The 13,741-nt window shown below is 35.3% G+C and carries 11 protein-coding genes; 3 read left to right on the plus strand and 8 right to left on the minus strand.

Annotated features, from left to right (window positions below):
* The coding region (locus J0M08_13960; protein MBN8704163.1) for a gliding motility-associated C-terminal domain-containing protein at positions 1 to 239 on the plus strand (239 nt) is incomplete at its 5' end.
* Here J0M08_13960 and J0M08_13965 read toward each other — a convergent pair.
* The 7 genes from J0M08_13965 to J0M08_13995 form a co-directional block, all read right to left on the minus strand.
* The gene (locus J0M08_13965; protein MBN8704164.1) at positions 232 to 1,638 is read right to left on the minus strand and encodes an FAD-binding protein; all 1,407 of its coding nucleotides are present in this window, start codon (positions 1,636 to 1,638) and stop codon (positions 232 to 234) included. The two genes, J0M08_13960 and J0M08_13965, sit on opposite strands and share 8 nt — an antisense overlap.
* Before the next feature lie 33 nt (positions 1,639 to 1,671).
* Positions 1,672 to 2,436 (minus strand): TPM domain-containing protein, encoded by a 765-nt coding sequence (locus J0M08_13970; GenBank protein MBN8704165.1) that lies wholly within the window; start codon positions 2,434 to 2,436, stop codon positions 1,672 to 1,674.
* 26 nt (positions 2,437 to 2,462) lie between these two features.
* Positions 2,463 to 2,900: a TPM domain-containing protein gene (locus tag J0M08_13975; protein MBN8704166.1), complete on the minus strand. Its 438-nt coding sequence runs from the start codon at positions 2,898 to 2,900 to the stop codon at positions 2,463 to 2,465.
* A 46-nt stretch (positions 2,901 to 2,946) separates the two neighbouring features.
* Entirely contained in the window at positions 2,947 to 4,503 is a 1,557-nt protein-coding gene (gene guaA / locus J0M08_13980) for a glutamine-hydrolyzing GMP synthase (protein ID MBN8704167.1), read from the minus strand.
* Positions 4,504 to 4,510: 7 nt separating this feature from the next.
* Positions 4,511 to 6,124, minus strand: a complete 1,614-nt coding sequence (gene bshC / locus J0M08_13985; protein MBN8704168.1) for a bacillithiol biosynthesis cysteine-adding enzyme BshC — start codon at positions 6,122 to 6,124, stop codon at positions 4,511 to 4,513.
* 9 nt (positions 6,125 to 6,133) lie between these two features.
* Entirely contained in the window at positions 6,134 to 9,607 is a 3,474-nt protein-coding gene (locus tag J0M08_13990; GenBank protein ID MBN8704169.1) for a SpoIIE family protein phosphatase, read from the minus strand.
* Positions 9,608 to 9,669: 62 nt separating this feature from the next.
* Entirely contained in the window at positions 9,670 to 11,622 is a 1,953-nt protein-coding gene (locus J0M08_13995; protein MBN8704170.1) for a T9SS type A sorting domain-containing protein, read from the minus strand.
* A 260-nt stretch (positions 11,623 to 11,882) separates the two neighbouring features.
* Here J0M08_13995 and J0M08_14000 point away from each other — a divergent pair, with 260 nt between their 5' ends.
* The gene (locus J0M08_14000; protein MBN8704171.1) at positions 11,883 to 12,497 is read left to right on the plus strand and encodes a hypothetical protein; all 615 of its coding nucleotides are present in this window, start codon (positions 11,883 to 11,885) and stop codon (positions 12,495 to 12,497) included.
* 15 nt (positions 12,498 to 12,512) lie between these two features.
* Here the strand turns inward: J0M08_14000 and J0M08_14005 are convergent, their stop codons facing one another.
* A complete protein-coding gene (locus tag J0M08_14005) occupies positions 12,513 to 13,196 on the minus strand; it encodes a zinc metallopeptidase (protein MBN8704172.1) in 684 nt (227 codons plus the stop codon).
* A gap of 235 nt (positions 13,197 to 13,431) precedes the next feature.
* On the opposite strand from J0M08_14005, the gene J0M08_14010 reads away from it, so the two are divergent.
* A partial coding sequence (locus J0M08_14010; protein MBN8704173.1) for an Hsp20/alpha crystallin family protein occupies positions 13,432 to 13,741 on the plus strand: 310 nt, incomplete at its 3' end.

Here is a 13,741-nt window from a genome sequence, read left to right on the forward strand (position 1 = left end):
ATGCAGATAAGATGAATGATAAAATGGAAACGGATAGATTTATGTACACGGACAAATTTTCAATAAAAATATATAATAGATGGGGTAAGCTTGTTTTTGAATCGGAAGATTATAAAAAGGAATGGGATTGCAACGATTCAGGTGCCGGTACATATTATTTTCATGCAACCTTTACCAATACTTGCTATCCCGATAAAGAACCTGTTGAAAGTAAAGGCTACGTACAGGTGCTCAAATAAAAATTTTACCGGGATTTAATATTGTATTTGGGTCGAAAATTTTTTTGATAGATTTTTGTAGTTCTATTGCTTTTTCACTCAATGCAATTGCTATGTAAGGCTTTTGGACGAGCCCTATACCGTGTTCGCCTGATATTGTTCCTCCTAAACTTACGGTTAGTTCAAAAATTTCTTTTATCCCTTTGGATAGTTCATTATTCCAGGTATTATCATCTAGCTCTCCTTTAATAATATTTACGTGAAGGTTGCCGTCTCCCGCATGTCCGTAGCACACAGATTGGAAGCCATATTTAGCGCCAATTTCTTTAACACCTTTTAATAATTTGGGCAACTCGGCTCGTGGCACTACGGTATCTTCTTCTTTGTAAGTAGAGTTAGATTTTACGGCTTCTGCAACGCTTCTTCGCAATTTCCAAATCATATTTTTTTGCTCGAAAGTTTCAGCAAACAAAATTTCATCGCACTCAAATCGGCTCACCACTTCCGTTATTTTTTCACAGTCTTTAAATAAAACATCTAAATCATTCCCATCTACTTCTATTAATAAATGCGCTTGAGTTTCTTGTTTTATTTGTAATGAAATTCCATCTACATATTTTAATGTCCAATCAATAGCATCACGTTCCATAAACTCCATGGCACTTGGAGTAATTCCCGCTCTAAAAACAGCCGATACAGCTTCGCATGCCTTTTCTGCAGAGAAAAATGGAACAAGTAACACTAAATTTTTGGTAGGGTAGGGAATTAGTTTGAATACAATTTTTGTTACTATTCCCAATGTTCCTTCGCTACCAACCATTAGTTGTGTAAGATTGTAGCCGGTTGAATTTTTTAATGTATTCGCTCCTGTCCAAATAATTTCTCCGGTAGGAAGAACTACCTCCAGGTTTAACACATAATCTTTTGTAACACCATATTTTACTGCTCGTGGGCCACCCGAATTTTCTGCAATGTTTCCGCCTAAAAAACAACTTCCTTTGCTTGCCGGATCGGGTGGGTAGTACAGCCCTTTTTCAATAACAGCATTTTGAAATACTTCATTAATTACAGCGGGTTCTACAGTTGCTTGTAAGTTGCGTTCGTCAATTTCTAGTATTTTATTTAAACGCTCAACCGACAATAAAATTCCTCCATGTATTGGCAAGGCACCTCCGCTTAAACCTGTACCTGCGGCTCTAGGTGTAACGGGAATTTTTTCTTTGTTTGCTAATTGCAGTATTTGGCTAATTTCTTTTGCGTTGACTGGCTTTACAACCACTTCTGGTTTATATACTAAATCTTCAGTTTCGTCATGACCATAATTTTTTAGCGCATCTTCATCTGTTAATACAAATGCATCACCTACTATTTGCTTTAACTGTTGTACTATAGATGGATTTATTTTTGAGTAATAAGACATTTTAAAATTGATTTATGCATATTTCAAAAAAAATTACCATTTGCCACCTGCACCGCCACCGCCAAAACTTCCGCCCCCAAATCCTCCAAAACCGCCACCGCCTGAACTTCCTCCAAATCCACCGCCACCAAATCCTCCCCACGTATTGCCGTAGTATCCACCTCTGCGCCCCATTGAGTATGCGCCTCCATTAAATTTGTTAGAAATGGATGCAATAATAATTACAATAATAATGATAAGTATAATAGTGCTTAGTGACGTGTTGCTTTTCTTTTTTAGGTGAATGTTGTATTCCTCTTTGGCTGCTAGCATTAAAGCATTTGTAGCATCCTCCAATCCTTGGTAATAATCTCCATTTTTGAAATTAGGAATAAGTTCGTTTTCAATAATATGTTTTGTTGTGATGTCCGGTATTCGACCTTCGAGACCTCTTCCTATTGCAATAAATACATCTCGTTCGTTTTTGTTTTCCGATGGCTTTATTAATAGGACAATTCCGTTATCATTTTTAGCTGTTCCAATTCCCCATTTCTCGCCAATGCGAACGGCATAATCAGAAGCTTCTAATCCATTCAGGTCGTCAGCAATAATTATGGCAATTTGATTTGAGGTGCTATCGCTAAAACGAACTAGTTTTTGTTCCAGCGCATTTTGTTGGTCTTTACTTATAAAATCAGGAAACTGTTTGGATAAGTTTGTAACCAATGTGGGTGGAGATGGCTTATCTGGGAGATTGTCATTTTGTGCAATTAAAAAACTAGATAGGAGTAGGAGTAGGTATGTGAAAATATTTTTCAAAACTATAAATTTAGAGTGTGAATAATTTAGTTGAACGATATGTCATTTTTTAATTCGTTTTTGTCTTCGGCATGGTAGGGGAAATACAATTTTAATTTTTCTCCTGCCATGGCAATTCCTTCACACAGCCCTTCGGTAAATTCATTTTTTTTGAATTTTTCTAACATGTGATTTTTTATTGATTCCCAAAAATCAGGAGGAACCGCTTTGTCTATTCCATCATCGCCAATAATCGCAAATCGTTTATCTTTTACAGCTAAATAAAAAAGCACTCCATTACGTTTTTCTGTTTCGTGCATTTTTAGAGATGTAAAAAGGCGCATACTATATGCTACTACATTTTCATCACAATATTCTTCTAGATGCACTCGTATTTCTCCGGATGTGTCAAGCTCCGCATTTGCAATAGCTTCTACAATTTTATTGGTTTGTTCTTTTGTAAAGAAATTTTTAGCGTTTGCCATTTGATTCTTTTTAAATTAAAAATGCATCTTTCGAAAAATTTATGTGCTATTCCCACTCAATGGTAGCAGGTGGTTTAGAGCTTATGTCGTACACAACTCTGTTTATTCCTTTCGTTTTATTTATTATTTCGTTAGATACTTTTGCTAAAAAGTCATACGGTAGGTGGCACCAATCTGCTGTCATTCCATCGGTTGATGTTACCGCTCTTAGAGCAACCACATTTTCATAGGTTCTTTCATCGCCCATTACACCAACAGATTTTACAGGAAGTAAAATACAGCCTGCTTGCCACACACTTTTATACAAACCACTTTCTTTTAGGTTTTCAATAAATATTGCATCAGCTTCTTGAGTTAATCTTACCTTTTCTTCTGTGATGTCGCCTAAAATTCTGATCGCAAGACCCGGGCCCGGAAAAGGATGACGCCCAAGAATAGTATCGCTTATTCCTAATTCTTTTCCTACGGCACGCACTTCATCTTTAAATAAGGCGCTAAGTGGTTCCACAACTTGTAGATTCATTTTTGCCGGCAATCCACCTACATTATGATGTGATTTGATTGTAGCAGAAGGTCCTTTTACCGAAACAGATTCAATAACATCAGGATAGATAGTTCCTTGACCAAGCCATTTTATTTTGTTTTCTAATTTGCTATTTAACGATTTTGCCTCCTCATCAAACACCTCGATAAACAATCGTCCAATTATTTTTCTTTTGGTTTCGGGGTCGCTTACATCTTTTAGTTCTGAATAAAATTTTTCGGAAGCATCTACACCTTTAATGTTGAGCCCCATTTTTTCATACGCTTTTAATACTTCAGCGTATTCATTTTTTCGAAGTAAACCATTGTTTACAAAAATACAGTATAAGTTTTTTCCAATAGTGCGCTGTAATAATACTGCCGCTACCGTTGAATCTACGCCACCGGAAAGAGCCATTATAACAGGATCGTCAGACAGTTTGAGTTTAAGTTTGGTTATTGTTTCTTCTATAAAAGAAAATGCTGTCCACGATTGGTCGCATTTACATACACTTACAGCAAAGTTTTTAAGAATTGTGGAGCCTTGTGTAGAATGAAATACTTCCGGGTGAAATTGTATTCCGAATACTTTTTTATCAGTTAATTCAAAACCTGCAACCGGAATGTCAGATGTACTTGCGGTTACAACAGCATTGGATGGAGCTTTGGAAATAGTGTCTCCATGGCTCATCCACACTTGTGTGTTTTCCGTTATGTCTTTGAATAAAGCAGTAGATGAGTTTACCTTAGATAGATTAGCTCTTCCGTACTCTCTTATTTTAGATGGCAATACTTCTCCTCCCGATGTTTGTGCAATTAATTGTGCTCCGTAACATATTCCTAAAACAGGAGCTTTTTCTGCTAACTTTTCCCAATCAGGTTTGGGTGATGCTTCATCTCTCACAGAAAATGGGCTGCCTGAAAGTATATAGCCTTTTACAGTTTTGTTTTGCGATTGTATATATTTTTCTATTTGTGTAAAAGGGTGTATTTCGCAGTAAATGTTTAATTCTCTTATACGCCTTGCTATTAGCTGTGTATATTGAGAGCCAAAATCGAATATGATGATAGATTGGTGCATATGTGTTTTATTTTTCGGTAATAATATACATGGTTGGTTCTAGTGGATTAAATAGCGAAAGTAAATCGTTTATAAGCGAAGGGAATTGTGCAAAAAAATAAATGAAAGAGTCGTTTCTTTCTTGAAGCGTATTGTTCGGAAATGATTTTTCGTTTAATTTTTGCAGTTGATTCACTGCTACTTCTTCTTTCTTTTTAAGTGCTTTCGCTATCTTGTTTTCTATATTGTTTAGCCCATTTAATGACTTTTGAAATTCGGCATCAATACTTGCAATGATTGTGGGGTCAATTTTATGTGTCGATTCTTTTAAAGTATCATAAATAGATTTTAATTCTTCGGTATAATTTTTAGTAGAAGTAGTTTCAGTGTTTTTGGATAAAACATATTTTTTAACCAAATTATTTATTTGTTCGAATAACTCACTAGCACTTATTGATAGTTTATCTATTATTTGTTTACTTTTTGCATCCAATACTAATGCATTATTTCTCGACACTAAAACAGGATAAAATACATTATTCGATTCGAATAGTTGTTTGTACTCTAACCAATACGCAATTTCTGCAGGCCCTCCTACATAGGCTATATTCGGCAATATAACTTGCTGATACATGGGGCGAATAATTACGTTTGGACTAAAGCATTCAGGAGTTTCCTCAATGTTTTTTAGAATAGTTTCTTTGCTCCATGTTTTATTGCCATTGTTTGTTTTGTATTCACTTGCACCTGTTTTATCAATGCGATAGCGTATGTTATTCTCGATGTAAAATAAATTTGTTTCTCGTGCATTTACTTGCGCATGATAGCCGAGGCTTTCTAGGTGCTGCGCAGTAGTAGTAACAGAACGTATATTGGCAGAGGAATTTATTTCATGTGTAAATAAATTCTTGGTCAGTTTTTTTAACTCTTTGTTGTTTCCATCAATAACAAGTAATGACGTGTTTTTGAAAATGTGGTGGGCAAAGGCTCTAGTTGCATCGGCTAGATTTTTATTTTGTGTGTAACACAATTCAATAGTAGTAAGTATGTCTTGTGTTGAACTATCATTTTGAAATTTTCCTTTTAACTCTGCAATGAAATTGCTAATTGAAGAAGTGCTTATGCTGCCGGAAATAGTGTTTTCTATATAATCTGTTGGAGTCCAAGTTAGTTTTTGTCCAAAAATAGATAGGTGATTTATTTCTTCGAAATCATGATCCTCGCTTGCTAGCCAATAGGTTGGAATAAAATTGTATTCCGGAAACGCTTCTTCTAATTGTTTTGCTAGTTTAATCGTGCTACAAATTTTATACGCCCAATAAAGTGGCCCGCCTAATACACACAACTGATGACCAGTACAAACGGTAAATGTTTTTTTTGAAAGTAATTTGGTAGCTAATTCATTAATGTTGGGCGTTTCGGTAAAAGTTGTTTTTGCGTATTGTTTTTTTATTTCTGTTGCAAGAGTTTCTCTGTCAAAATCAACTGTATTTAGTTGGTCTATTGCCGCTTTAAATCCAGGTAAAGTGGGAGTGAATTTATAAAATTCGGATATTTTACTTTCTTGATGTATGTAGTCAATAAATAGTTTCGAAAACCGTTTGGTTTCTTCAAGACTAATTTTATCGAATACTGTGAGCATACAAATGGGTTATGTAAATCGAACTCCAATCACTAAAATATCATCGAGCTGTTCTAGGTTTCCTCTCCAGTTTTCAATAGTGGTATCTAGAATTTTCTTTTGTTCTGCCATTGGTTTGTGCTGAATAGAAATAATAAGTTCTTGCAGTTGATTGTACTTGAATTTTTTTCCTTTAGGTCCGCCAAATTGATCGGCATACCCATCGGAGAAAATATAGAACGTATCTCCTTTTTTTAATTGTAACTCATGGTTTGTAAACAATTGAGTTTCTTTGTGTACAAACGCTCCCACTGGAAATTTGTCGGCTCGTATTTCTAAAATATCTCTTCCAATAGGATAGGTGCGTTCTTTCATTACCAAATCCGAATCAACAATGTTTGGTCTCACTATCCAAATAGGATTGTATGCTCCGGCATATTGAAGTTTTTGATTTTTTAAATCCAGACTGCATAGGGCAATATCCATACCATCTTTAACAGATGCTTCGGTAAGAGTTTGTTTTAGTGTTTCACTCAAACTCTTATTCAGCTCGTCTAATATTTCAGATGGTTTGATTCTTAAATGATCGTTTACTGCTTGATTTAACAAGTTGTTCCCTACTATACTCATAAATGCTCCCGGCACTCCATGTCCGGTACAATCTACGGCAGCAATAATAACTAAATCGTTTATTAATGTTTTGTTGTAGTAATAAAAATCTCCACTTACAATATCTTTTGGTTTGTACAAAACAAAAGATTCCGGAATATCTTGTCGGATGTGCTCTTCGGGAGTTAGAATGGCTTCTTGTAATCGTTTAGCGTATTTAATACTATCGGTAATTTCTTTGTTTTTGGTGTCAATTTCCATATAGGCTAACTCCACGCGGTCTTTTTCTTTTTTCAATTGCCGTGTACGTTCCATTACCTTTTTTTCCAGAATTTTCTTTTGAAGTTGTAAATCCTTCTCTCGCCATTTTATGTATATGAATATTAGCAGAGAAAGTATTACGGCATAAATAACTCTCGACCAATTATTCCAATACCAAGGAGGATGAATTATTATTTCGATAGATGCGCCTTCTTCATTCCAAACGCCATCGTTGTTACTTGCCTTTACTCTAAACACATATTTACCAGGATCTAGATTTTGGTACGGTGCAAATGTATTATTTGTTATCGGGCTCCAGTCTTTGTCAACTCCTTCTAATTTGAATTTATATAAATTTTTTTCCGGTGCAATGTAGTTAAGTGTAACAAAGCTTATGCTGATATTATTATCGTAATGCATCAGCTCGATTTGCTTTTTGAATGCAATGGATGTGTCGTTTGAAATACTTTTTCCAAATACTTTAAAATCGGTAATAAATACCGGAGAAATAAATTCGTTTTTCTTTATACTATCTGGATGGAATCCTACCACACCTTTAATACAACCGTAATAAAACATTCCTTTCTCGTTTTTATGCGCTGCGCCAATATTAAATTCTACGGTAGGTAAACCGTCCTGTACATTATAGTTTTTAATTTCAGGGGGGATTAGACTCGGAATTTTTCTACCATATTTTTTGTATTCGGCAATAATTGTTTCCGGTGTTTTAATACGACATAACCCATAATTAGTGGATAACCACAAATTAGATTGTTTGTCTTGCATAATGCTATAAATGGTGTTATTAGGCAAACCATCACTTTCGGTGTAGGCTTTAAATTTTCCTGTTCGTTTATTAAACAAGTTTAATCCGAGGGTAGTTCCGACCCATAAATTGCCCATGTTGTCTTCAAAAATAGAATAAACCACATCGTTGCTAATGCTGGAGCTATCGTTGTCGTTGTGTTTAAAATGTTTAAAATCTAAAGTTGTTGTATTTAATTCATTTAACCCGGACCGAAGGGTGCCAACAAAAATGGTTCCATTAACATCTTCGTATATACAAGAAATTCTATTACTACTGATTGATGTTTCGTCATTTGGGTCATACTTGTGTGTTTTGAAGCGTCCGTTGTCAGGAGTAAGCAGGTTTACCCCACCTTCAGATGTTCCTATCCAAAGCGCTCCTGTTTTGTCTAAATACATGCATCTAATTGCATTGTGGCTTAAGCTCTGTGGGTCTTGAGGATTGTGCTTATATTCCTTCAGAATCTTTCCTGTGCTCTCTTCGATTTGATAAAGCCCTCCATAAGTTCCTGCCCAAACACATTTTCTTTGCGAATCATAGATTACAGAACGTACTACATTCGAACCTAAGAGTTTATTTTCTACCGAATAATGTGTAAAGGTATTTGTGCTTTTATCATACTTACTAAGTCCTCCAAGGGTTCCAATCCAAATGTTTTTGTTAGGAGTTTCTGCAATACTAAAAACAGTATTATCTACAAGTGAGTTTTCGCTTTTTAGCACATGTTCGTAGGTAATAAAAGAATTGTAATACGGGTTGAATACATTTAATCCATTATTTCCTGCAGAAACCCAAATGTTCCTACTGTTGTCTTGAAATATGCTTGAAACGGTATTGCCACTTAAGCTTGTTTCTACTCCTTCAATATTTATGTTGTGTATAAATTTTTTTGATGCAACATCCAACATGTCTAATCCCGCGGCCTCGCTAAAGCCTATCCATAAATTTCCATTATAATCTTCAAAAAGTTTATTTATTGCATTTCCTGCTATAGAAGTAGGGTCTTCTTTATTGTGTTTAAACGTTGTATATTTTTTTGTGTTTGGATTGTAGGCACAAAGCCCATCAGAAGTTCCAATCCAAACAATTCCGTTTGAACCGCAAATAGATGTAATGTTGTTGCTAGGTAAACTGTTGGGGTTCTCCGGGTTGTTCTTGAAGGTAGTAAATCTGTAAGATTCATCTGTTCTGTAAGTTGATTTATCCATTAAGCATAGTCCATTGTTGGTTCCTATCCAAATGGCACCGTTAGGATCTTCGTATATGGCTTTTATATTATTACTACTAAGGGTTCTACTGTTGTATTTTTCATAGCCAAGTCTTATAAATTCTTTTGTTTCGGGCTTGAAAATATTTAATCCGGCATTATCTGTACCAATATAAACATCGTTGTTTTTATCTTGATAGATAACATTTATCTCATCGGACGAGATTGACTTTAAATTATTCGGATCATTTTTAAATACCTCAAAACTATCTAGAATTGGGTTGTATTTTGCTAAGCCGGTAATTGTTCCTATCCAAATATTTCCATCTCTGCCTTGATGCAGTGCAATAACATTGTTGTTGGGAATGGAGTTAGCGTTTCGAATTTCTTTTTTATATACTTTAAAATTATAACCGTTATAGCAATTTAATCCATCTTGTGTGGCAAACCACATAAAGCCTCTAGAGTCTTGAATAATTGAGTTTGCATTGTTTTGGGACAGTCCATCCTCCACACCAATTCGTTTGAATCGAATTGTGTTATCAATCAATATTTGAGAAATTATTAATTGGTTTAATAAAAACAAAAAAAATACAATACCTATTCCTTTTCTCGGCATATATAGACTAAAAAACTTAGTCCTATTAATATAGGTGTAATTTTTGGTTTATAAAAATGTTCCTAATTTTTTATAAAGCGCATTGTTTTTCTTAGTTTTTCAGATTCTAGAGTAAAATAATACATCCCACTATTAAGCTCTGAAATATCAATGGTAGAGGTTGTTTCGTTTTTTGTGTTAAGCTCAATTTGCTTTACAATTTGACCCAACGTATTGCTGATATCTATTTTTGCTTTCTCTTGATTGCTTGTTTTTATTGTAACCTGAAGTAAATTGTTTGCAGGGTTAGGAAACAGTTGTACTGTTGAACCTAGTTCGTTTTCGTTTATTGAAACTCCCAGTGTTGGATTGTAATGGGCACAAATGGCATATACTCCCGTTGTGTCTGACCCCGTAGTAAATAATCGCAAGTAATAGAAAGAGCCAATCGTAAGGTCTGTGAAGGTAAGTGAATCTCCGTCTGCATTGGAGGTGCATTCGTTCATTTCAAACCCATTGCAAGAGCCTGCATACAATAGCATTCCTATTCCATGAGTGCCACCGGAGATAGGAATAGCATTTACAGTAATACTAGAATCTTGTGCAATAAAGTAATACCAAATATCATCATCATTATCGTTACTAAATACGCACGAAACAGGTTGGTTAGGGAAAGAAGGAGTTGCATTAACAGTGGTAGCTGTATCTCCAAACAAACAGGCTTGTTTATTTGCTACAGGAAATATTTGTATGGAGCCGTTGCATTCATCGTTGGATGGAGGTGTTGGAATGGAATACACACAAATGTCAAAACTATTGGTAGTAGAAGGATTGTTGCCGTAGTCATACACACGAATATAATATTGGTTGCCAACAATTAAGTTGCTCCATGTTAAAGTAATGTCTTCTCCGGGAATACTTGAAATACATTTATTTGCAATTGTATCTGTACAAGAATTGAAAAATTCAATAATTGGATCGTATCCACTGCTTGGATTTACATGTACGGCTGCAAATTGTGTGGTAGCTACAAATTTAAACCACATATCATCGTCAGCAGTACCGGAGCATTCATTGCCAATGCCAGAGTGAGTTGCTCCAAAATTGTTGAATGTGCTAGGTGTACAAACAGAGTCTTGTACAAGCGTTATAGCATTGTTACAATTGTCATTAACCGGAGGTGGAGGTGTTTTAAATATACAAATTTCAAAATCCGGAGAGGTTGTACTCACAGAATCGAAATCAAAAACTCGCACATAATACGTATTGTTTATAGTTAGATTGCTCGCGTTAATATATTCCATTGGGTAAATAAGCGAATCGGAACATGCTAATAGTGAATTTCCGCAGCTGCTGTGCAATTCAATTACAGGATTTAAACCGCTATTCCCATTTACCTTAACGGTAACATTTGAAGCGTTTGCTACAAATTGAAACCATACATCATCTTCTGCAGTACCACTGCATGAAACGGTAGGTGTAGATGCGGTTGCAAAGTATAGCGTAGCACTTGTAGGATTTTGGCAAGGAACAGAATCAACTACAACTGTAATTGCAGCAGCGCAATCGTCATTTACCGGAGGTTTTGGGTAAAATGCACATATAGAAAAATCTGTATTGTTTGTGCTGATGGATGAATAATCATAAATCCTTACATAATAGGTTTGTCCAATAATAAAAGTATCAACTAGGATTTCTGTGATGCCTTGTCCATTTTTGTCTATGCAATTCATGGAGATTCCATTGCAAGCTGTTAAAACTTCTATTACGGGGTCAAATGCATCTATTCCATTTACGGTAAGCTGAACTATGCTGTCGGCAGGAGTGAATTTAAACCACACATCATCGTCTGCATCACTCCCTGATGCGCATTCCACCATTGATTGGGTTGCGGTAGAAGTATTAAACGAATTTAGTTGGCACGTATTTCCAATTGGTAATACTAGTGCATTAGCGCAATTGTCGTTTACAGGAGCTTGTGCATTACATACATAAAAACAAGCCACTAAAAAAATAGGTAGTAATATTTTTCTCATACAATCAATATACGAAAAAAACGATGACACTGCAAACCGCAGCGCCATCGTTTTACCCCTACGAAACTCTTTAACCGATTAAGTTAAATTGTTACTCAAAATTACTTTAAACGGTAACAAAAATAAAACGCAAATAAACGCAAACGTAGAAGTCGAAAACGTTTTAACGGAAAAACAGTACAGGTGTAATCGAAAGCAAGTTTAGTTATTCCCTGTAACTTTTGTAGGGTAACATTCGTCTAGTTATTAAACAAAAAACAATGTATAGAAAATGTATGAACGCCCTATTGGGCTGTATGGTTGTAACAAATTTAGTTGCAGGAACAGCTGATACCACCTCTTCTTTTTTGGCAAGAAATGGAATTGAAGTTGGCTTTAAGCTTTCTCAATCTAATTATCAAACTTATTTTTCGAGGTCCCCTGTTATTTTGGGTGGAGTGTTTGTAAAAAAAAGAATTAATAATTACTCGTTAAGATTTGCGTATGAAAGAAAAGGGATTGATAGTTATTCTGTTCAATCTGAGAAGTTAAATAAAGACTTTTCTAGTTCGAGCTACCTAATCTCAGGAGGGGTTCAAAAAACATTTTTTAGTAAAAATAAATTTAGTGTTTATGGAGGAACAGATTTCGTTTTTTATCATGAGCACTTTGCCACGCAAAGTTATGTTACTAATCACACATCTTTAGGTATTAAACCCTTTTTAGGGGTGCAATACGATATTTCCCAAAAACTATATTTCAGTGCAGAAATTGGAAAGAATCTAAATTTTAACAGAACGAAAGAGGTTGGTTTTTATAATTCACAACAGACATATAATTTCAATGGTATAGGAGCTCGTCCTTCATTAGATTTTTCTATTGGATATAAATTTTAGAGCTAGTTGACAGTGCTAATCACGCCTAGAAGTGTAACGCATTACATAATATAATAGTGTTGCAATAGAAGCTAAGGCTGCAACTATATAGGTCATTGCTGCCCATGTTAATGCACTTTTTGCTCTTTCGTTTTCTTCGCCTCGGGCAATTCTTGCGCCATTTAGCCAAACTAATGCACGGTGGCTTGCATCAATCTCTACCGGTAATGTAATAACGGTAAATAATGTAATAGCACTTTGTAATACAATAATTAGTAACAACGCTTGGTTGTAAAAGCTAGAAGCAAACGCAAAAATAGCTGCGGCAATCATTACAAAGTTCATCAGCTTTGAACTTACATTTACTACCGGAACTAATTTAGAACGCATTTGAAGCCAAGCGTAAGCCGTTGCATGCTGAACGGCATGGCCGCATTCGTGAGCGGACACAGCAGCAGCAGCAATGTTTCTACCATGATACACATCATGACTTAAATTAACAGTTTTGTTTGCCGGGTTGTAATGGTCGGTTAATTGCCCTTCTACAGACACAACTTGTACATCGTGAATATTATTATCTCGCAACATTTTTTCTGCTATCTCTTTTCCGCTTAGTCCTGAGGAAATAGGTTCCTGCGAAAACTCTTCAAATTTTCTTTTTAATCGGCTGCTCACAAACATTCCTATTACAGCAAATACAATTGTTATCACTAATAAAATGGGATCGAACATCATAGTATCAATTTTTTTAGTTATACAAATATGTAATTTTTTTATATATGTACATCAATATGAATGCCAAGACAAAAAATTAGTTGATTGACATTTGCTTCCGTCATTTTGGCTAATTGCCATTGGTTTTTTTGCCAATCTGGCGCAAAATGGTGGTTGGTATGCAAATTGAGAATATTTTTTCGAAACAAAATTAATTTACAAACACTAAAAAATAAAAACTATGACACTAATTAAATTGAACAGACCTCACGTGGGTCAGTATGCTACACCAACAATGGTAGATTTTTTTGATAATTTTTTTAAGAGCGATTTGTGGAACGAAGGTTCTGCTGGGTTTATGCCTGCAGTAAATGTGGCAGAAACAACGGAAGCTTTTGAAATGGAGCTTTCTGCTCCTGGTTTTTCCAAAGAAGACATTAAGATTGAGATGGAAAAAAACATGCTTACGATTTCTGGAGAACATAAGGCAGAAGAAGCAAAAACCGAAAAAAATTATACCCGTAAGGAGTTCTCATATGGTGCCTTTAAAA

The sequence above is a fragment of the Bacteroidota bacterium genome, assembly GCA_017303975.1.
Lineage (GTDB): Bacteria > Bacteroidota > Bacteroidia > JAFLBG01 > JAFLBG01 > JAFLBG01.

Excerpts from the sequence above, each read along its gene's own strand:
- J0M08_13965 (MBN8704164.1), bottom strand. The coding sequence starts at position 1,638 with ATGTCTTATTACTCAAAAATAAATCCATCTATAGTACAACAGTTAAAG.
- J0M08_13975 (MBN8704166.1), bottom strand. The coding sequence starts at position 2,900 with ATGGCAAACGCTAAAAATTTCTTTACAAAAGAACAAACCAATAAAATT.
- guaA (MBN8704167.1), bottom strand. The coding sequence starts at position 4,503 with ATGCACCAATCTATCATCATATTCGATTTTGGCTCTCAATATACACAG.
- bshC (MBN8704168.1), bottom strand. The coding sequence starts at position 6,124 with ATGCTCACAGTATTCGATAAAATTAGTCTTGAAGAAACCAAACGGTTT.
- J0M08_13990 (MBN8704169.1), bottom strand. The coding sequence starts at position 9,607 with ATGCCGAGAAAAGGAATAGGTATTGTATTTTTTTTGTTTTTATTAAAC.
- J0M08_13995 (MBN8704170.1), bottom strand. The coding sequence starts at position 11,622 with ATGAGAAAAATATTACTACCTATTTTTTTAGTGGCTTGTTTTTATGTA.
- J0M08_14000 (MBN8704171.1), top strand. The coding sequence starts at position 11,883 with ATGTATAGAAAATGTATGAACGCCCTATTGGGCTGTATGGTTGTAACA.